Source organism: Micromonospora sp. NPDC005237, assembly GCF_040607775.1.
Lineage (GTDB): Bacteria > Actinomycetota > Actinomycetes > Mycobacteriales > Micromonosporaceae > Micromonospora.
The window spans coordinates 161,105-179,264 of record NZ_JBEXHJ010000004.1 but is presented as its reverse complement, the minus strand read 5'-3'; the positions used below and the strand labels follow the sequence as shown (position 1 = coordinate 179,264).

19 protein-coding genes are annotated in these 18,160 nt (G+C 71.9%); 10 read left to right on the top strand and 9 right to left on the bottom strand.

From position 1 onward, the window contains the following. Positions 1-50 precede the first annotated feature (50 nt). Positions 51-1,133: a UDP-N-acetylmuramate dehydrogenase gene (locus ABZT87_RS13235; protein ID WP_355135583.1), complete on the top strand. Its 1,083-nt coding sequence runs from the start codon at positions 51-53 to the stop codon at positions 1,131-1,133. An 11-nt stretch (positions 1,134-1,144) separates the two neighbouring features. On the opposite strand, the gene ABZT87_RS13230 is transcribed toward ABZT87_RS13235, so the two are convergent. Both ABZT87_RS13230 and ABZT87_RS13225 read right to left on the bottom strand, forming a co-directional pair. Beyond that, complete coding sequence (locus ABZT87_RS13230) at positions 1,145-1,933, bottom strand: class I SAM-dependent methyltransferase (protein ID WP_355064507.1); 789 nt, start codon at positions 1,931-1,933, stop codon at positions 1,145-1,147. A gap of 16 nt (positions 1,934-1,949) precedes the next feature. Beyond that, positions 1,950-2,714: an SDR family oxidoreductase gene (locus ABZT87_RS13225; protein WP_354854553.1), complete on the bottom strand. Its 765-nt coding sequence runs from the start codon at positions 2,712-2,714 to the stop codon at positions 1,950-1,952. Positions 2,715-2,921: 207 nt separating this feature from the next. On the opposite strand from ABZT87_RS13225, the gene mshA reads away from it, so the two are divergent. From mshA to ABZT87_RS13210, 3 genes are all read left to right on the top strand, one after another. Then, the gene (gene mshA, locus ABZT87_RS13220) at positions 2,922-4,286 is read left to right on the top strand and encodes a D-inositol-3-phosphate glycosyltransferase (RefSeq protein ID WP_355135581.1); all 1,365 of its coding nucleotides are present in this window, start codon (positions 2,922-2,924) and stop codon (positions 4,284-4,286) included. 134 nt (positions 4,287-4,420) lie between these two features. After that, complete coding sequence (locus ABZT87_RS13215) at positions 4,421-4,930, top strand: YbjN domain-containing protein (protein WP_354854549.1); 510 nt, start codon at positions 4,421-4,423, stop codon at positions 4,928-4,930. Positions 4,931-5,365: 435 nt separating this feature from the next. Then, positions 5,366-6,400, top strand: a complete 1,035-nt coding sequence (locus ABZT87_RS13210; RefSeq protein ID WP_355135913.1) for a hypothetical protein — start codon at positions 5,366-5,368, stop codon at positions 6,398-6,400. A gap of 369 nt (positions 6,401-6,769) precedes the next feature. Here ABZT87_RS13210 and ABZT87_RS13205 read toward each other — a convergent pair whose 3' ends face one another. Then, complete coding sequence (locus ABZT87_RS13205; RefSeq protein WP_355064511.1) at positions 6,770-8,059, bottom strand: MFS transporter; 1,290 nt, start codon at positions 8,057-8,059, stop codon at positions 6,770-6,772. Between the two features lie 117 nt (positions 8,060-8,176). Next, positions 8,177-9,460 carry an MFS transporter gene (locus ABZT87_RS13200; RefSeq protein WP_355135579.1) on the bottom strand — a complete coding sequence of 428 codons (1,284 nt, stop codon included), beginning with the start codon at positions 9,458-9,460 and terminating at the stop codon, positions 8,177-8,179. Between the two features lie 153 nt (positions 9,461-9,613). On the opposite strand from ABZT87_RS13200, the gene ABZT87_RS13195 reads away from it, so the two are divergent. Further along, positions 9,614-10,381, top strand: coding sequence for a phosphoglyceromutase (locus ABZT87_RS13195; RefSeq protein ID WP_354854542.1), 768 nt, complete (start codon positions 9,614-9,616; stop codon positions 10,379-10,381). 49 nt (positions 10,382-10,430) lie between these two features. On the opposite strand, the gene phoU is transcribed toward ABZT87_RS13195, so the two are convergent. Then, positions 10,431-11,084 (bottom strand): phosphate signaling complex protein PhoU, encoded by a 654-nt coding sequence (gene phoU / locus ABZT87_RS13190; RefSeq protein ID WP_354854540.1) that lies wholly within the window; start codon positions 11,082-11,084, stop codon positions 10,431-10,433. Positions 11,085-11,287: 203 nt separating this feature from the next. Here phoU and ABZT87_RS13185 point away from each other — a divergent pair, with 203 nt between their 5' ends. After that, positions 11,288-12,568, top strand: a complete 1,281-nt coding sequence (locus tag ABZT87_RS13185) for an ATP-binding protein (protein ID WP_355064515.1) — start codon at positions 11,288-11,290, stop codon at positions 12,566-12,568. A gap of 23 nt (positions 12,569-12,591) precedes the next feature. Continuing rightward, positions 12,592-13,275, top strand: coding sequence for a response regulator transcription factor (locus tag ABZT87_RS13180; protein WP_039906992.1), 684 nt, complete (start codon positions 12,592-12,594; stop codon positions 13,273-13,275). Positions 13,276-13,336: 61 nt separating this feature from the next. Here the strand turns inward: ABZT87_RS13180 and ABZT87_RS13175 are convergent, their stop codons facing one another. Further along, positions 13,337-13,990, bottom strand: coding sequence for an NAD(P)-binding domain-containing protein (locus tag ABZT87_RS13175; protein WP_355135577.1), 654 nt, complete (start codon positions 13,988-13,990; stop codon positions 13,337-13,339). A 243-nt stretch (positions 13,991-14,233) separates the two neighbouring features. Here ABZT87_RS13175 and ABZT87_RS13170 point away from each other — a divergent pair, with 243 nt between their 5' ends. Further along, a complete protein-coding gene (locus tag ABZT87_RS13170) occupies positions 14,234-14,812 on the top strand; it encodes a TetR/AcrR family transcriptional regulator (protein ID WP_354854535.1) in 579 nt (192 codons plus the stop codon). A 13-nt stretch (positions 14,813-14,825) separates the two neighbouring features. On the opposite strand, the gene ABZT87_RS13165 is transcribed toward ABZT87_RS13170, so the two are convergent. From ABZT87_RS13165 to ABZT87_RS13155, 3 genes are read right to left on the bottom strand one after another with little or no spacing between them, the layout of a single operon-like run. Next, entirely contained in the window at positions 14,826-15,209 is a 384-nt protein-coding gene (locus tag ABZT87_RS13165; protein ID WP_354854533.1) for a type II toxin-antitoxin system death-on-curing family toxin, read from the bottom strand. Further along, positions 15,209-15,409, bottom strand: coding sequence for a hypothetical protein (locus ABZT87_RS13160; RefSeq protein ID WP_354854531.1), 201 nt, complete (start codon positions 15,407-15,409; stop codon positions 15,209-15,211). The genes ABZT87_RS13165 and ABZT87_RS13160 overlap by 1 nt, the downstream gene beginning before the upstream one ends. A gap of 34 nt (positions 15,410-15,443) precedes the next feature. After that, positions 15,444-16,241 carry a hypothetical protein gene (locus tag ABZT87_RS13155; RefSeq protein WP_354854569.1) on the bottom strand — a complete coding sequence of 266 codons (798 nt, stop codon included), beginning with the start codon at positions 16,239-16,241 and terminating at the stop codon, positions 15,444-15,446. Between the two features lie 80 nt (positions 16,242-16,321). Between ABZT87_RS13155 and ABZT87_RS13150 the strand changes: the two genes are divergently transcribed. Together ABZT87_RS13150 and ABZT87_RS13145 are read left to right on the top strand one after the other, a co-directional pair. After that, on the top strand, positions 16,322-17,266 hold the full coding sequence (locus ABZT87_RS13150; protein ID WP_355135575.1) for a Ppx/GppA phosphatase family protein: 945 nt from the start codon (positions 16,322-16,324) through the stop codon (positions 17,264-17,266). Between the two features lie 76 nt (positions 17,267-17,342). Next, entirely contained in the window at positions 17,343-18,149 is an 807-nt protein-coding gene (locus tag ABZT87_RS13145; protein ID WP_354854527.1) for a sugar phosphate isomerase/epimerase, read from the top strand. Positions 18,150-18,160: the final 11 nt, after the last annotated feature.

The following is an 18,160-nucleotide window of genomic DNA, read 5'->3' as shown; positions in this document are numbered from 1 at the left end:
CCGGGCCACCAGTAGGTGCCACGGCTGCCCATCAGCCTAAGGTGAAAGACGTGTCAGACGCCTACGCCCAGCCGACAACCGAAGCCGATCGTGCCATCCCGGGTCCACTGGCCGGTTACACCACGCTACGGATGGGCGGGCCGGCCAGGCGGATCGTGGCCGCGACCAGCGCCGACGAGATCATCCGGGCGGTCCAGGTCACGGACGAGCCGATCCTGGTTCTGGCCGGCGGCAGCAACGTGGTGATCGGCGACGCCGGCTTCCCCGGCACGGTCGTGCTGGTGCGCTCCCGTGGCCTGCGGGTCCTCACCGAGGACGCCGAGTCGGTCACCGTACGTGTCGAGGCCGGCGAGCCGTGGGACGACCTGGTCGCCGCGACGATCGGCAACGGCTGGGCCGGCCTGGAGTGCCTCTCCGGCATCCCCGGCTCGACCGGCGCCACCCCGATCCAGAACGTCGGCGCGTACGGCCAGGAGGTCGCCGAGACGATCACCGGCGTCGAGGTGTACGACCGGCTCGACGGCACCCGTCGGATCGTCCCCGCGGCAGAGTGCGGGTTCGCGTACCGGGGCAGCATCTTCAAGTACCAGGACCGCTGGGTGGTGCTCTCGGTCGACTTCCGGCTCACCCGCTCGCCGCTGTCCGGCCCGGTGCGCTACGCCGAGCTGGCCCGGGCGCTCGGGGTCGAGGTGGGCGAGCGGGTGCCGCTGGCCGACGCGCGGGCGACGGTGCTGCGGCTGCGCGCCGGCAAGGGCATGGTGCTCGACGCCGCCGATCCCGACACCCGCTCGGTCGGCTCCTTCTTCACCAACCCGGTGCTCGACCGGGCGACGTACGAGCTGCTCCGGGAGCGTGCCGCCGACCTGGGCGAGCCCCCGTCCTGGCCCGGGGCGGACGGCCTGGTCAAGGTGAGCGCGGCCTGGCTGATCGACAAGGCCGGCTTCACCAAGGGCCACCCCGGCCCGGACGGCGTGGCCATCTCCAGCAAGCACACCCTCGCCCTCACCAATCGCAGCGGCACGGCCAGCACCAGCGACCTGCTCACCCTCGCCGGCACCATCCGTGACACCGTGCACGCCCGCCTCGGGGTGACCCTGCACCCCGAGCCGGTCCTGATCAACTGCGCCCTCTGACCCCACCCCGCTCAGGGGAGGGGCCAGGAGAGGGTCAGCTCGCCGTGCCGCCAGCGGTGCGGGCCGTCACGCACGGGCCAGCCGTCGTCCCGCAGCCTGCCCACGGCCCTCAGCCAGCGCTGCCGTGGACCGAAGGTGGCGTAGGGGGCCGCAGCCTGCCAGGCGTCGTCCAGGGCCCGGATCAGGTCGTGCACCGCCTCACCCGGGACGTTGCGGTGGATCAGCGCCTTGGGCAGCCGCTCGGCCAACTCGGCGGGACTGCCCAGCGTGGTGAGCTTCGCGGCCAGGGTCAGCGTCCGCGGGCCGTCCGCGTCGACCAGCAGCCAGCTCGCCAGCCGGCCCAGCTCGTCGCAGGTGCCCTCGACGAGCGCCCCACCCGGAGCGAGCGCGGCGGTCATCGTGCGCCAGGCGTCGGGCACCTCGCGTTCGTCGTACTGGCGCAGGACGTTGAACGCGCGGACCAGCACCGGCCGGAGCCCGGCCAACTCGAAGCCACCCCGGGCGAAGGTCAGGCCGGGCGGGTCGGCGGCCGGCGTCGCGGCGGCCACCCGCGCCGGGTCGATCTCCAGCCCGACCAGGCGTACGTCCCGACGGACCCCGGCGGCAAGCCGGGCCCGCAACTCCACGGCGGTCACCGGGGTGGCGCCGTACCCGAGGTCCACCACCAGCGGATCGACCGCCGCCCGCAGCCGGTCGGCGCAGGTCGCGACGATCCAGTTGTCCACCCGGCGCAGCCGGTTCGGGTTGGTGGTGCCCCGGGTGACCACGCCGAGCGGTCGGCGTCGTGGAGCCCCGCTCATCGGTCCTGTCCCCGACTCAGGAGACCCGGTGCACCTTGTGCTGCGCCGCCTGCGCCCGTGGCCGGACCACCAGCCGGTCGATGTTGACGTGCTCCGGGCGGGTGGCGCACCAGGCGATGCAGTCGGCGACGTCCTCGGCGACCAGCGGCCCCGGCACCCCGGCGTAGACGGCGGCCGCCCGCTCGGCGTCGCCCTCGAAGCGGACCAGCCCGAACTCGTCGGTCTTCACCATTCCCGGGTCGATCTCGATGACCCGCAGCGGCCGGCCACACAGCTCCAGGCGGAGCGTGCCGGCGATGGCGGTCTGCGCGTGCTTCGCCGCGGTGTAGCCGCCGCCACCCTCGTACACGGTCAGGCCGGCGGTGGAGGAGACCACCACGATGGTGCCGGAACCGGACGCCTCCAGCGCCGGCAGCAGCGCCTGGGTGACCCGCAGGGTGCCGAGCACGTTCACGTCGTACATCCACTGCCAGTCGGCGACCGAGCCGGACTCCACCGGGTCCAGCCCGCGTGCTCCGCCGGCGTTGTTCACCAGGAGGGTGACCGGCCCGGGCGCCTGGGCGGCGGCCTCGGCCAACCGGGCCACCGACTCGTCCGAGGTGACGTCGCAGGTCACCGCGGTGGCCTGCCCGCCGGCGGCGGTGATCTCGGCGACCAGGTCGGCGAGCCGTTCGGCGCGGCGGGCGGCGGCGAGCACGTGGAAACCCTCGGCGGCGAGCCGGCGGGCGGTGGCCGCTCCGATCCCGCTGGACGCTCCGGTGACGATGGCGACAGAGGTCATCCGGTCATTGTCGCCCCGGTCGTCCGAGGCCTTGCGATCGGGCGCGGGGCTTCGCCGTGCGGGCCGACGGTTGATGAGGTCCGTCACCCCGGCCGGCCGCGCCGACGCATTTCCGTAGCCCGATGGGGAAGATGACATCCGGCGTACAGGTTGACCGAGAAGCGCCGGTCGTGCGAGACGGCATTAACCGTGACTGAAGGAGCGGACGTGGCGGAACTGCACACCGGTGTCGGTCGTCAGCGAGGTGCCCGACCGTGGCCCCGGCCCCGCCGCATCGCCACCCTGTCGGTGCACACCTCCCCGCTGCACCAGCCGGGCACCGGCGACGCCGGCGGGATGAACGTCTACATCCTGGAGGTCGCCCGGCGGCTCGCCGAGGCCGACGTCGAGGTGGAGATCTTCACCCGGGCCACCTCGGGTGACCTCCCCCCGGTGGTCGAGATGGCCCCCGGCGTGCAGGTCCGGCACATCACCTCCGGTCCGCTCGAAGGGCTGACCAAGGAGGAGTTGCCCGGCCAGCTCTGCGCCTTCACCGCCGGGGTGCTGCGCGCCGAGGCGTCCCGCCCACCCGGGCACTACGACCTGATCCACTCCCACTACTGGCTGTCGGGGCAGGTCGGCTGGCTGGCCAAGGAGCGCTGGGGAGTGCCGCTGGTGCACACCGCGCACACCCTGGCGAAGGTCAAGAACGCCCAACTCGCCGCCGACGACCGGCCGGAACCGAAGGCTCGGGTGATCGGCGAGGAGCAGGTCGTCGCCGAGGCCGACCAGCTGGTCGCCAACACCCGGGTGGAGGCCCGCGACCTCGTCGAGCGGTACGACGCCGCCCCCGACCAGGTCTCCGTCGTGCAGCCGGGCGTCGACCTGGCCCGGTTCCGGCCCGCGCCGGGCGACCGGTTCATGGCCGCCCGCGCCGCCCGCCGCCGGCTGGGGCTGCCGGTCGACGGGTACGTGGTGGCCTTCGTCGGTCGGATCCAACCACTCAAGGCGCCGGACGTGCTCATCCGCGCGATCGCCGCCCTGCGCGAGCGTGATCCGGCCCTGGCCGACGAGGTGACCGTGGTGATCTGCGGCGGGCCCAGCGGCAGCGGACTGGACCGGCCGACCGCCCTGATCGAGCTGGCCGCGACGCTCGGCGTCGCCGACCGGGTCCGTTTCCTGCCGCCGCGTACCGGCGACGACCTGCCGGCCCTGTACCGGGCCGCCGATCTGGTCGCGGTGCCGTCGCACAACGAATCCTTCGGGCTCGTCGCCCTGGAGGCGCAGGCCTGCGGTACGCCGGTGCTGGCCGCCGCCGTCGGTGGTCTGGTCACCGCCGTTCGGGACCAGGCCAGTGGGGTGCTCATCGACGGGCACGACCCGGTGGACTGGGCCCGCGCCCTGGGCCGCCTGCTGCCGGACCGGGCCCTGCGGGCCAGGCTGTCCCGCGGCGCCGCGCAGCACGCCCGACACTTCTCCTGGGACCGCACCGTCACGGGCCTGCTCGACGTCTACGGCGAGGCGATCGCCGCGCGCCGGGCCCGCCTCGCCGCCGACCTGGCCGGAGGCCCCGCCCTCTCCTGCTCCTGGTGACCGGGGACAGGTCGTGCCGGTGGTGACCCCGCGCCGATCGTGCCGGTGCTGACCGCGCGCCGATCGTGCTGGTGGGTGACCGCGGGCCGGTCGTCATCCGGTGCGTGGGCCGGGGCGGTCGTAGAGTGGGTCCGGTGAGCCCGAAGAGCGATCTTGCGACCCTGATCGAGTCGGTGTGTGCCGAACGTGACCTGGCCTGGGAGTCGACCGGCCCCGGCTCGTACGCGATCACCCTGCCGGGCACCCACAAGCTCAAGACGATCTGCAACCTGATCGTCGGTGAGCACGCGCTGCGGATCGAGGCGTTCGTCATGCGCCAGCCCGACGAGCGGCGCGAGGAGCTGTGGGCCTGGCTGCTGCAGCGCAACGCCCGGATGTACGGGGTCTCCTTCTCCACCGACGCGGTCGGTGACGTGTACCTGACCGGGCGGGTCAACCCGGCCGGTGTGGACGCCGACGAGCTGGACCGGCTGCTCGGTTCGGTGCTTACCTACTCCGACGAGTCCTTCGACACCATGCTGGAGATCGGCTTCGGCAGCTCGATCCGGCGCGAGTACGAGTGGCGCGTCAAGCGCGGCGAGTCGACCGCGAACCTGGCCGCTTTCGCCCACCTCTTCGAGCCGTCCGGCCCCGGCCCCGCCTGACAACTGGCGTTCTCGGCGGCTCCACGCGCGGGGGCCTGCGCCCCGACTGCGGGGTTTATCAGGCGGGCTTCCGGGCCGAGGTGGTGGGACGCCTCCTTTGCTCTGCTTCAACCGACGCAACACTTACGGGCTCCGAGCGTTGCCTGGGTGTAAGCAGAGCAAAGGATGTGTGGGGTACGGGTGCGCCCGGCTCAATCCCTACCGTCACAGCGGGCGGCGACGAACGGAGGGTTCGGACTGCCCTTGCTGGGTATGCCGCACCGCGCGGTGCGGCAGAGGGACCCCCGCGCGCCGAGGACGGAGTGTCGAGGAGCGGAGCATCCCATGGCTCAGCGGAACAGCTCAGGTCGCGGCGGGACTGCGACCAGGACCAGACGGCAGGCCGGCAACCAGAGCCCGGCGACACCCGGGATCTCCGAGTCGGAGATCTCCCGGATGCGGGTGGACGACATCCGCGGGCAGTTGCGCAAACGCGGGGTCTCTGGGATCTCCGCGATGCGCAAGCCTGACCTGGTGAAACAGTTGGTGCGTTCGATGCGTTCGGACGCCGGTGGGGCGGGCCGGCGCAGTACCGGACCGGCTGGTCGGGCCGCCGGCACCAGGGCGTCGGCCGGTCGGGCCGCCGCGACGAAGAAGTCGGCGTCGAGGGCGGCACCGAGTCGCGCAAAGGCTGCGCCCGCGAACAAGAGCGCTCCCGCGAAGCGGGCCGCCGCGAAGAAGACGACAGCGGCGAAGAAGACGACAGCGGCGAAGCGGACCACCCCTGCCAAGCGCACCACCGCCGCGAGCAGGTCGACCGCTGCGAAGCGGACGACCACCGCACGGACATCGACGGCGGCCCGTAAGACGGCCGCGGCGAAGAAGACGACAGCGGCCAGGTCGACCGCCGCTCGCAGGACGTCGACGACCGCGCGTGCCGCGCCAGCGCGAAAGGCGCCCGCGAAGAAGGCGCCGTCGCGACCGGCTGCCACGCGGGCCACGGCGAAGGCGGCGCCGGCGAAGCGGGCGGCTCCCGCCAAGCGGGCCACGGCGAAGCGGGCGGCTCCCACCAAGCGGGCCACGGCGAGCCGGCCGGCGGCTGGTGGCACGACGGCCGGTGGGATCCGGACCGGACGGGGCAGCGGACGGTCGGTCCGCAGCTCGCAGGTGATCTCGTCGACGGCGGACCGGCCGGAGCGGCCGGGACGGAGCCTGATCACCGCGAATCACGAGGTGATCCAACGTTGGGCGCGGGAGCGTGGCGCGAAGCCGGCGACCATCGCGGGCACTGAGCGGGACGGTCGGGCCGGAGTGTTGACCTTCAACATCCCCGGCTACCGGGAAAGCAGCCGGATTCGTGAGATCCCCTGGGATGAGTGGTTTCACACGTTTGATCTGCGCCGGCTCAACCTGATCTATCAGGAGCAGATGCGTGACGGCCGGCAGAGCAACTTCTTCCGGACCGAGTCACCCGATCGTGAGGACGGCTGAGGTGTTTGAGGGAATGCCCGACGGGTACCCGGCTGTTGCCACAGACCGAGGCCCGAGCTGGGGATACTCGTCAGTTGTGACCGGCGAGACACCCATCTGGGTTGAATCCAGAATCCGGCCGAACTAGCTTTATTGCACCGCGCCACGCTTGGAAACGTTCGGGGGAGCGGCGGATCGATCAGATCCGCGCACCAGGCGAGGTGCGAGGGGACGGGTGGATCAACCGTTGGGGGACGGTGCCCACCTGTTTGGACCGGCGGCGCGAGCGGGCGATGCTTACGGGGGTGAGTGTTGCCCGCCGCCGCCGGCCCCACCGGCGAGCGCCCACCATGACCTTCGGGACATGGTGGGCGCTTTGCCGTCGTACGGTCAGCCCGTCTGGACGCGGTCCCCGCGCGGCGCCGGCTCCCGGTCGACCATCCGGCGCATCGCGGCGACGTGCCGGTCACGGGGCGGCCCGGCCAGCAGGTGCCCGAGCGCGGCCAGCAGGCCCAGCCCGCCCACGATCAGCCAGTGCCGGTCACCGAGGTGCTGCAGGCTCACCCCGCCCAGGGTGGGTGCGACGAACGCCGCGGCCGGGAACGTCAGGTAGAAGACCGACTGGTACCGGGCGCGCAGTTGCGGCGGCGCCAGATCCGCGTTGATCTGCGCGTTGGGCGGCGCGGCGAGCATCGAGCCGACCGTCCAGACCACCGCCGCACCGAGGTAGACGCCCAGGTGGTCGGCGACGGCGAGCACGCCGAAGCCGACCGCCAGCAGGGCCGTGGAGATGGCCAGCACGACGTCCTTGCGGTGCCGGTCGATCAGCCGGGGCACGAACAGTTGCCCCAGCACGATCAGCGCGCCCCCGAGTGCCACCACCGCCCCGTACGCCGACGGTCCCAGACCGTCGGCGCGCATCGCCAGCGGCATGATCGTCGAGGTCTGCAGGGTGAGGACGGCCAGCACGAAGGTGAGCCCGACGAAGATCAGGAAGGTCCGGTCGGTGAGCGCGGTGTGCAGCCCCTGTCGACGGGAGCGGCCGGCCCCCTGCTGGCCGGCGGGCGGGAGGGGCGCGGCCGGGCCGGCCCGTCGCAGCGTCTCCGGCACCTTCCAGGCGATGACGGCGGCGGCGGTCAGCGTGGCGCCGGCGTCGACCAGGAACAGTGCGGTGAAGCTCGCCTCGGCCAGCACGCCGGCGAGCAGCGACGCGACGGCCATGCCCAGGTTGAACGCCCAGAACTGGAGGTTGAACGCGCGTGAGCGGCGCTGCGCCGGCACCACGTCGACGATTGCCGCCACGAAGGCGGGGCTGGGCATCAAGTGCACCACGCCGACCAGTGCGGAGAGCGCCGCGATCAGCAGCAGGGGCCGGCTGAAGGCCAGTGCCACCATCAGGGCGGCGGTGGCCAGGTGGGCGGCGAGCAGGGTGGCCCGGCGACCCCACCGGTCGGCCATCACCCCGCCGAGCAGCGCGCCGGCCGCCCCGCCGGCCCCGTACGCCCCGACCACGGTGCCGGCCACCGATTCGCTGGCGCCCCGGGCGTCGGTCAGGTAGAGCGACAGGAAGAGCATGGCGAACGCGCCAGCGCGGTTGATCAGCAAACCCGCCCAGAGGTACCAGAAGGTGGCGGGTAGCCCGCCCGCGGTGTCCTGCCACCAGCGCCGCAGGGCGTGCATCCGACCTCCCGACAGTTCGGTTTCTTAACCGTTTCTCCTGGACGGTAGGAAGTCGGGCCGGGTTGCGCCAGTCGGGTTCCTGATCATGAGCCGTTCGTCTCAGCGGTCACACCGGGCTCAGGCTGCCGCCTCGGCGGGGTGCGACGCCGCAGCGCGGGTGCTGACCGGTGCGGACGCGTCGGCGGCGTGGCGCAGCGCGACGGCACGCCGCTCCCGGGCCGGACCGGAGGCGAGGTGGGCCACCGCCGTCAGTACGCCGATCACGGCGCAGCCGAACCAGAGCGCCGCGTTGCCGACGTGCTCCCGCACCAGGCCGCCGAGAATCGGCGCGCTCGCCCCGGCGATCTGCCAGGAGAGCCCGAACACGCCCTGGTAGCGACCGCGCAGCTCGGCCGGGGAGAGTTCGGCGATCAGCGTGGAGTTGGACGGCGAGTTCAGCATCTCGCCGACCGTCCAGATCAGCACCGTCAGCCCGTAGAACCAGGCGCTGCCGGCGAACGCGGTCAGCCCGAACCCGACACCCATCACCACGGCGGCGAGGGCGAGCACCTGCGAGCGGTTCCGACCCCGGATCAGTCGGGGCACGAAGAGTTGGCCGACGACGATGAGCAAGCCGTTGAGCGCGATCACCGAGCCGTAGGTGGCCGGGCTCAGGCCGGAGTCGCCCATGGCGATCGGCAGCATCGAGATGTGCTGGAGGAAGACCATCGCGGCGAACAGGTTCAGAGCCACGAAGCCGAGGTAGACCCGGTCGCTGAGGATGGTGCGCAGGGCGCCGCGCGGGGCCGTGGTCGCCGCGACGGTGAATCCGCCGTGCCGGGTCTCCGGCACCCGGGCGAAGATGATCAACGCGGTGATCAGCATCGTGCCCGCGTCGACCACGAACAGCAGCAGGTAGTCGGCCTGCGCGGCGAGACCGGCGAGGATGGCGGCGCAGGCGAAGCCCAGGTTGATCGCCCAGTAGTTGAGCGAGAACGCGCGCAGCCGGTCCTTGGCCAGCACCACGTCGATCATCATGGCCCCGAACGCCGGCCGGGCCGCCTCGGCGAACATGCCGAGCAGCAGCGCACCCAGCGCCACCGCCCAGAGGTCACGGGCCAGGCCGAGGGCGAGCATCATGGCCGCCGCGCCGACATGCGCGGTGAGCAGCGTCGGTCGGCGGCCCCACCGGTCGGCCAGGGTGCCGCCGGCGGTGGTGCCGACCGCGCCGCCGACACCCCACAGGCCGAGCACCAGGCCGGCCTGGGAGGCGGAGAAGCCGCGTTCCTGGGTCAGGTAGATGGCGAGGAAGACGAGGACGAACGAGCCGAGCCGGTTGATCAGAGTCCCCGACCACAGGTACCAGAAGGTGGCCGGCAGGCCGCCGGTGGTGTCCCGGAACCAGCTCCGCATCGTCCGCACGTGGTGCCCCCGCTTGCAAGTAATGACCGATCTGACTACAGCGCCTTACAACCCTAGTGGCGGTCGGATTCACAGGTCATCCGCTTTATCACGTGGTGGTCGTCACGACGGGTGCCCGCGTGTCCGGTACGGGGTTGAGGCAGGATGATCCGCATGACTGCGAGCGAGGGGCCCACCGTCGGGACGCTGGTCCTGCTGCGGCACGGCGAGAGTGACTGGAACGCCAAGAACCTCTTCACCGGCTGGGTGGACGTCGACCTGACCGAGAAGGGCGAGGGCGAGGCGCGGCGCGGCGGTGAGCTGCTGCGCGAGCACAGCCTGCTGCCGGACGTCGTCCACACCAGCGTGATGCGCCGGGCGATCCGCACCGCCGAGTTGGCGCTGAACGCCGCCGACCGGCACTGGATCGCGGTGCGCCGGTCGTGGCGGCTCAACGAGCGGCACTACGGCGCCCTGCAGGGCAAGAACAAGAAGCAGACCCTCGACGAGTACGGCGAGGAGCAGTTCATGCTCTGGCGCCGGTCGTACGACACGCCGCCGCCGCCGATCGCGGACGACGACGAGTGGTCGCAGGTGGGCGACCCGCGCTACGCGCTGCTGCCGACCGAGCTGATGCCGCGTACCGAGTGCCTCAAGGACGTCGTCGAGCGGATGCTGCCCTACTGGTACGACTCGATCGTGCCGGACATCCTGGCCGGCCGGACGGTGCTGGTGGCCGCGCACGGCAATTCGCTGCGCGCCCTGGTGAAGCACCTCGACCAGATCTCCGACGAGGCGATCGCCAAGCTGAACATCCCGACCGGCATCCCGCTGCGCTACGACCTCGACCCGCAGCTGCGCCCGCTCACCCTGGGCGGCACCTACCTCGACCCGACAGCGGCGAAGGCAGCCGCCGCCGCGGTCGCCAACCAGGGCCGCTGAGAGCAGCGAAAGGGGCCCCCGCGACGCGGGGGCCCCTTTCTGACGGGTGTCAGTTGCCGGTGGGCGTGCTCTCACCGGTGATCAGGTAGATCACGTGCTCGCCGGCGTTGACCGCGTGGTCGGCGAAGCGCTCGTAGAAGCGGCCCAGCAGGGTGGCGTCGATGGCGGTCTCCACCCCGTACGGCCAGTCGTCGCCGAGCAGCACCGAGAACAGGCTCTTGTGCAGCTCGTCCATGGCGTCGTCGTCCCGGTCCAACTCGCCGGCCAGGTCGACGTCGGGCTTCGCCAGCACCGAACCGATCTTCGCCGCCATCCGGTCGGCGATGTCGGCCATCTCGGTGAAGATCGTCCGCAGCTCGGCCGGTACGGCGGGCGAGGGGTGCCGCCGCAGCGCCGTCTTCGCCACGTGGTCGGCCAGGTCGCCCATCCGCTCCAGGTCGGCCGCGACGTGCAGCGCGGTGATCATGGCACGCAGGTCGGAGGCGACCGGCGCCTGCCGGGCGAGCAGGTCACACACCCGCTCCTCGACGTGCCGGTAGAGGTCGTCGATCTCGGCGTCCCGCTCGATGACCGTCTCGGCGGCCTGCCGGTCGGCGGTGAGCAGGGCCCGGGTGGCCTGGCGCATGGCAGCGCGGACGCCCTCCGCCATGTCCACCAGCAGTTGGCTGACGATCTGGAGGTCGGCCCGGAACTCGTCGCGCATCATCACGTCCTGTGGTCGGTCGCCGCCGACGGGTGCCGGCGCAGGGGTTGAGCAGGTGCGACGCCAACGGTAGGGCGCGTGAACGGATCCCGGATGAACCACGGTGAACGACGCCAGACGTGGGGGTGAACACTTCCGGAAGTGCGGGTGGTTCGTCCCGTTCTGTGTGGTAGCCAGGTTAACAATGACCCTACGATCGCCGGGTGGAGTGGGCGGTGACGGTCGTGGTGGCCGTGGCGTTGGCGGCCGGACTGGTCGTCGGCCTTCTGCTGCCCCGGTTCCTGCCGGCGCGCGGCCGCTCCACGTCGACGGGCAGCGCGAGCTCCCGCTGGAGCAGGGGGAGGCCCGCGATAGCCGACGAGCAGCAGGCCGGGCTCGGCCGCCGGACGATCGATTCGCTCCGGGCCGGTGTCGTGGTACTGGACAACGACGACGTGCCCGTGCTGATCAACCCGGCCGCCCGTGCGATGGGTCTGCTGCGTACCGGCAGCACCCCGGGCTCGATCGCCGCGCACCCGTTGATCCGTACTCTCGCTGGCCAGGTGCGGCGCACCGGCGTGCGGCGCGAGATCGAGCTGGACCTGCCGCGGGGTCGCGACAGCGCAGGTGAGAACCCGCTGGGCGTGCACCTGCGGGCCATGGGCCTCGGGAACGGCTTCATCGCCGTGGAGGCGGTCGACGTGACCGAGTCGCACCGCCTGACCCGGGTGCGACGTGACTTCGTGGCGAACGTGAGCCATGAGCTCAAGACACCGATCGGCGCGCTCCAACTGCTCGCCGAGGCGCTGCTGGACGCCACCGAGCCGGCCGACGCCGCGGTACCCGACCTCTCCGAGGACCTGGTCGCCGCCCGCCGGTTCGCCGAACGGATCCAGCACGAGTCGACCCGGCTGGGCCGGCTGGTGCAGGAGTTGCTGGAGCTGACCCGGCTCCAGGGCGCCGAGCCGCAGCCGCCACCGGAGCCCGTCGCGCTCGACTGGGTGATCGCCGAGGTGGTCGACCGCACCCGCACCACGGCCGCCGCCCGGGGGGTCGAGGTGACGGTCGACGGCGAGCGGGGTCTCACCGCGTACGGCAGCGACAGTCAGCTTGCCACGGCGGTGGCGAACCTGGTGGAGAACGCCATCAACTACTCGGGCGAGGACACCACGGTGCGGGTCACCCTCCGCGGTGACGGCGAACATGTCGAGGTCGCGGTCGCTGACCAGGGCATCGGCATCGCCCCGACGGACGTGGACCGGATCTTCGAGCGGTTCTACCGGGCCGACCAGGCCCGCTCGCGCTCCACCGGTGGCACCGGGCTCGGCCTGGCCATCGTGAAACACATCGCGAGCAACCATGGCGGTCGGGTGGAGGTGTCGAGCACTCTTGGGGGTGGATCGACGTTCACCCTACGGTTGCCCGCCAGCCCACCGGACGACCTGCTGGCGACACTGCCGCCGGTTGGGATCGAGGCCGGTCCGGCCGAGCTTCGGCAGGTCTGACAGCAATGGAAAGGAAATCCCCGTTGAGCCGCGTTCTGGTGGTCGAGGACGAGGAGTCGTTCTCCGACGCCCTGTCGTACATGCTCCGTAAGGAGGGCTTCGAGGTCTCGGTCGCCGCGACCGGCACCGACGCCCTCACCGAGTTCGACCGAACCGGCGCCGACATCGTGCTGCTCGACCTGATGTTGCCCGAGATGTCGGGAACCGAGGTGTGCCGGCAGCTCCGGCAGCGCTCGGCCGTGCCGATCATCATGGTCACCGCGCGGGACAGCGAGATCGACAAGGTGGTCGGCCTGGAGATCGGCGCCGACGACTACGTCACCAAGCCGTACTCTCCCCGGGAGCTGGTCGCGCGGATCCGCGCGGTGCTGCGCCGGCAGAGCCCGGAGGTGGCCGAGGCGGGCGCCCCGACGCTGGCCGCCGGCCCGGTCCGGATGGACATCGAGCGGCACGTGGTGACCGTCGAGGGTGGGGCCGTGCAGCTGCCGCTCAAGGAGTTCGAGCTGCTGGAGCTGCTGCTGCGCAACGCGGGCCGGGTGCTGACCCGCGGTCAGCTCATCGACCGGGTCTGGGGCGCCGACTACGTCGGCGACACCAAGACGCTTGACGTGCACGTCAAGCGGCTGCGCTCCAAAATCGAGCCGGAGCCGTCGGCACCCCGCTTCATCGTCACGGTGCGGGGCCTGGGATACAAGTTCGAGCCGTGATCGGCCGACCCGAAGGGGGTCCACGCTCGGCGTGGGCCCCCTTCGGGCTGTCCGGGTCCGGTCAGCGGACGACCTTGAGGTTGAAGTTGGCGGTGTCGAGCCGGCCGTAGAGCCGCAACCAGAGCGGCATCAGCATCTCGGTGCCCCGGGCGGTGGAGAGGTCACCGAGGTCGATCACGTCGGTGTGGCCGAAGCTGACGAGCAGCCCGGTGATAATCCGCTTGGCCTCCGCGTCGTCGCCGGAGACGAACACGCTGTGCGCGCCGTCGGCGAGCTGGCGCGGACGCACCATCAGCTCGGCGGTCAGCGTGTTGAGTGCCTTGACCACCCTGGCCTGCGGGAACTCCCGCTGGATCTGCTCGGCGAGAGAGTCGGTGTCCTGCACCGTCAGGGTGGGTGGGAAGCCTGCGCTGAAGTCGAGTGGGTTGGCGATGTCGAGCAGGACCTTGCCGGCCAGGTTCGCCGCGCCGGCCGCGGTGAGCGCCGGCAGGGAGCCGCTGCCACTGGTGGCGTTGACCACCAGCTCGGCGTCCGCGGCAGCGTCCGCCTGGGTTGCCAGGCCCACCTCGGGGTGCTCCGCGGTCCAGGCGGCGTAATCGCCGGCCAGGGTGGTCGCGACGTCCCGGGTGCCGATGGTGACCTGGTGGCCCAACTCCGCCGCGCGGGCGCTGATGGTCCTGCCGACCGAGCCGGTGCCGAGAACTGCGATGCGCATGTCGATCGATCCTCCACTCGGGCGCGGTGGCCTCGCGCCGACTGTCCGCAGGCTAACAGACAGGTCTGTCTACTGCTGTCCCTCGGGGAGTGCGGGCCGTGGGCAGCGGTTTGCCTACCGCGTCCTGTCGAGCTGCCCCGGAGATGGGGCATCGTCCGCCCGAGCTGCGCAGACGACGGCTCGCGGCCGCAGACGGAGCTGTCTGTAGAATCGGCCCGCCACCAGCACGTCGAGGGAGTGTCGATGCCTGCCCACCGCACGCCGGCCGGCTCGGCCCGGGACCGGATCCTGGAGACCGCGTTCCGGCTCTTCTACGCCCACGGACCGCGCGGCGTGGGGGTGGACACGGTCATCGCCGAGTCGGGCGTGGCCAAGGCGACGCTCTACAAGCACTTCCCGCGTAAGGACGACCTGGTGCTGGCGTACCTCGACCGGGTCGACCAGGCGTGGTTCGGTGCGTTGCGCGCCGCCGCCCGGGATGCCGGCGACGAGCCGCGCGACCAGTTGGTCGGGATGTTCGACGCGCTCGCCGGCGCCTGCCGGCGGGACGGCTACCACGGTTGCGCGTTCATCAACACGGCCGCCGAGTCACCGGCCGGCGGCCCGGTGCACGCCCGGACGGTCGAGCACAAGACCGTGGTCCGGGCCTGGGTGACGGAGCTGGCCCGGCAGGCCGGCGCGGCCGACCCGGAGCTGCTCGCCCGGCAGCTCACCCTGCTGCTCGACGGCGGGCTCGCCAGCGGCGTGCTGGACGGCGACCCGGTGATCGCCGACGCGGCCCGGCGCAGCGCCCGCACGCTCGTCGATGCGGCGTTGCGCTGACGGGGCGCGCAGCTCAGAACAGCTTGCGCAGCGCCACCGCGATGTCGGCCACCTCGGTCAGACGGCTCTCCGCCACGCTGATGACCAGGTCGTACGCGATGTCCTGGTCGGTCTCGTCAAGTTGGGCGACGGTGAAGGCGCGGTTCTGGAGCAGGAAGGCGATCGTCACGATCCAGCCGATCCGCTTGTTGCCGTCCACGAACGGGTGGTTGTTGACCAGCGAGTGCAGCAGTGCCGCCGCCTTGGTCCAGAGGTCCGGGTAGGCATCCTCTCCGAACACACTCGTCTTCGGTCGAGCCACCGCCGACTCCACCAGGCCGGCGTCCCTGATCCCGACACCGAGCTTGCGGGCGATGGCGGCCACGTCGGCGAGCGTGGGATAGCGGATGTCCGTCATCACTCCGCCAGGCGAGCGAGCAGGGTGGCGTGGCGTTCAATGATCTCGTCGGCCAGGTCGCCGAACTCCTTGGCGTTTCGCCGTGCCAGGTAGTCATCGATCGCGGTGACGACGACGGCGTGCATCGACCGCGCCTCCTCGTCCGCGACGAGGCGGAGTTGCCGTTCACGTTCGTCATCGAGGCGGAGCGTCATTGCCATGGGGAAATGGTAGCAAGTTTGCTACCAAGATCAGCTAGAGATCGTCGGCGGGGTGCGGGGCGACCAGGCCCTGCTTCACCCGGGCCGCGCACAGCTCGGCAAGTCGCTCGTACGCGGCGGCGCCGATCAGCGCGGTCAGCTCCGGCCCGTACGACAGGTACATCGGCTCGGCACCCACGTGGGCGTCCGTCGAGGAGGTGCACCACCAGTCCAGATCGTGCCCGCCGGCGCCCCAGCCGCGCCGGTCGAACTCGGACAGCGTGGAGACCAGCACCTTGGTGTTGTCGGGTCGCTTGACCCAGTCCTGGTCCCGCCGGATCGGCAGCTGCCAGCAGACGTCCGGCTTGTATTCCAGCGGGTGCACCCCGTCGCGCAGCGCCTGGGCGTGCAGCGCGCAGCCTCCCCCGCCAGCGAAGTCGGCGTCATTGAGGAAGACGCACGGCCCGTCGGGGTCCTGGGTGGCGGTGCGGCGTGCGGGGTTCTTGCCGTCGATCGTGTCCTCGTCGGTCCAGTTCTTGAAACCGCGCCGGAAGTGCTGCCAGGTCGACGGAGTGAGCAGCTTGACGGCCTTGCGGACACGCTTCTCGTCGTCCGAGTCGGTGAAGAACGCCCCGTGCGAGCAGCAGCCGTCGGCGGACCGGCCGGCGATGATGCCGTGGCAACCCCGGCCGAAGATGCAGGTCCAGCGGGACAGCAGCCAGGTCAGGTCGGCCCGGATCAGGTGGGTCTCGTCCGCCGGGTCGGCGAACTCGATCCACTCCCGGGGAAAGTCCAGCGGCACCTCGCGGCTGCGCGGGTCGCCCGGATCGTCCACCAGCACGCGGAGCTCCATCGTCACTCGGACCAGCGTACGCGCGGTGACGTCCCCGGGCCGACGAGCCGCACGATCGTGTTGCACCTAGTGTCTTCACCATGCGACTGGGTGTCCTCGACGTCGGATCCAACACGGTGCACCTGCTGGTGGTCGACGCGCACCATGGCGCGCACCCCTGGCCGGCGCACTCGGAGAAGGTCGTCCTGCGTCTCGCCGAGCAGATCGGCCCGGACGGCGCGTTGACCGAGGTCGGCTCGGACAGCCTGGTCAAGGCGGTCGGCATGGCCAAGGCGGCGGCCACCGGGCTGGAGGCCGACGACCTGATCGCGTTCGCCACGTCCGCCGTCCGCGACGCCACCAACGCGGCCGACGTGCTCGCCCGGGTCCGCGACGAGACCGGCGTACGCCTGGAGGTGCTCTCCGGCGCGGACGAGGCACGGATGACCTTCCTGGCGGTGCGGCGCTGGTTCGGCTGGTCGGCGGGGCGTCTGCTGGTGCTCGACATCGGTGGTGGCTCCCTGGAGATCGCCGCCGGGATCGACGAGGACCCGGACGTCGCGATCTCGCTGCCGCTCGGCGCCGGCCGCCTGAGCCGGGAGCGGCTGCGGGTCGACCCGGACAGCGCGACGCCGCCGTCCGCCGAGGCCGTCGACAAACTGCGGGAGTACGTGGACGGCCGGCTGGACAAGGTGGTCGACCAGTTGACCGAGGTGGGCTGGGGTCGGGCGGTGGCCACCTCGAAGACGTTCCGCACCCTGGCGCGACTGGCCGGCGCGGCGCCGTCCGGGGCCGGTCTCTGGGCGCGGCGCAGCCTGACCCGTGAAGGTCTGCGGCAGGTCATCGGCTTCATCCGGCACATTTCGCCCAGTCAGTTGGTGGAGCTGGAGGGGGTCAGCGCGGGCCGGGCCCACCAGTTGCTGGCGGGCGCGGTGGTCGCCGAGGCGGTGATGCGCAGGCTCGACCTGGACACGCTGGACATCTGCCCGTGGGCCCTGCGGGAGGGGGTCATCCTCCGCCGACTCGATCAACTCGAGCCGATCTGACCAGGGTGCCGGGTTACGAGTGGTTTGCCAGTGCTCGTCCTGATGGCCCCACGACAGCCAAGCTACGCTGGCTGATGTGACTTCCCGCGTTCCGGTGCTCCTGTCCAGCTCGTCGGTCTTCCCCGAGCCGACCGCGGCGGCGTTCCAACTGGCCGCGGCGCTCGGCTACGACGGCGTCGAGGTGATGGTCTGGACCGACGTGGTCAGCCAGGACGCGGGCGCGCTGCGCGGCCTGTCGGCGCACTACGGCGTGCCGGTGCTGTCGGTGCACGCGCCCTGCCTGCTGGTCACCCAGCGGGTGTGGAGCCCCGACCCGTGGGAGCGGCTGCGCAGGGCCGCCGAGCTGGCCGAGACGCTGGGAGCGCCGACGGTCGTGGTGCACCCGCCGTTCTCCTGGCAGCGGGACTACGCGCGCAACTTCGCCGAGGGGTTGGCCACGGTCGCGGACCGGTTCAACGGCCTGCGCTTCGCGGTGGAGAACATGTACCCGGTGCGGATGGCGGGCCGGCAGTTCGTCCCGTACGTCCCCGGGTGGGATCCCACCGACAGCGGCTACCCGTCGTACACCCTGGATCTGTCGCACTGCGCGGCCTCGCACAGCGACCCCCTCGAAATGGCCGACCGGATGGGCGCGGGCCTGGCCCACGTGCACCTCGGCGACGGCACCGGCGAGGGCCGCGACGAGCATCTGGTGCCCGGGCGCGGCACCCAGCCCTGCGGGGAGCTGCTCTCCTCGCTGGCGGCGCGCGGCTTCACCGGCGCGGTGGCCGTCGAGGTGGCGACCCGGGGCGCGAAGAGCCGCGCGGTGCGCGAGGCGGACCTGCGCGCCGCGCTGGAGTTCGCCCGCCAGCACCTGCCCGCCCAGTCACCGGTCGACGTCTGACCCCGGCGGGG

Bases quoted from the DNA above. Each gene is read 5' to 3' on its own strand.
- ABZT87_RS13230 (WP_355064507.1), bottom strand. From the start codon at position 1,933: ATGAGCGGGGCTCCACGACGCCGACCGCTCGGCGTGGTCACCCGGGGC.
- ABZT87_RS13195 (WP_354854542.1), top strand. From the start codon at position 9,614: ATGACTGCGAGCGAGGGGCCCACCGTCGGGACGCTGGTCCTGCTGCGG.
- ABZT87_RS13165 (WP_354854533.1), bottom strand. From the start codon at position 15,209: ATGACGGACATCCGCTATCCCACGCTCGCCGACGTGGCCGCCATCGCC.
- ABZT87_RS13210 (WP_355135913.1), top strand. From the start codon at position 5,366: ATGCGGGTGGACGACATCCGCGGGCAGTTGCGCAAACGCGGGGTCTCT.
- ABZT87_RS13160 (WP_354854531.1), bottom strand. From the start codon at position 15,409: ATGGCAATGACGCTCCGCCTCGATGACGAACGTGAACGGCAACTCCGC.
- ABZT87_RS13155 (WP_354854569.1), bottom strand. From the start codon at position 16,241: ATGGAGCTCCGCGTGCTGGTGGACGATCCGGGCGACCCGCGCAGCCGC.
- ABZT87_RS13225 (WP_354854553.1), bottom strand. From the start codon at position 2,714: ATGACCTCTGTCGCCATCGTCACCGGAGCGTCCAGCGGGATCGGAGCG.
- ABZT87_RS13150 (WP_355135575.1), top strand. From the start codon at position 16,322: ATGCGACTGGGTGTCCTCGACGTCGGATCCAACACGGTGCACCTGCTG.
- phoU (WP_354854540.1), bottom strand. From the start codon at position 11,084: ATGCGCGACGAGTTCCGGGCCGACCTCCAGATCGTCAGCCAACTGCTG.
- ABZT87_RS13175 (WP_355135577.1), bottom strand. From the start codon at position 13,990: ATGCGCATCGCAGTTCTCGGCACCGGCTCGGTCGGCAGGACCATCAGC.
- ABZT87_RS13170 (WP_354854535.1), top strand. From the start codon at position 14,234: ATGCCTGCCCACCGCACGCCGGCCGGCTCGGCCCGGGACCGGATCCTG.
- ABZT87_RS13205 (WP_355064511.1), bottom strand. From the start codon at position 8,059: ATGCACGCCCTGCGGCGCTGGTGGCAGGACACCGCGGGCGGGCTACCC.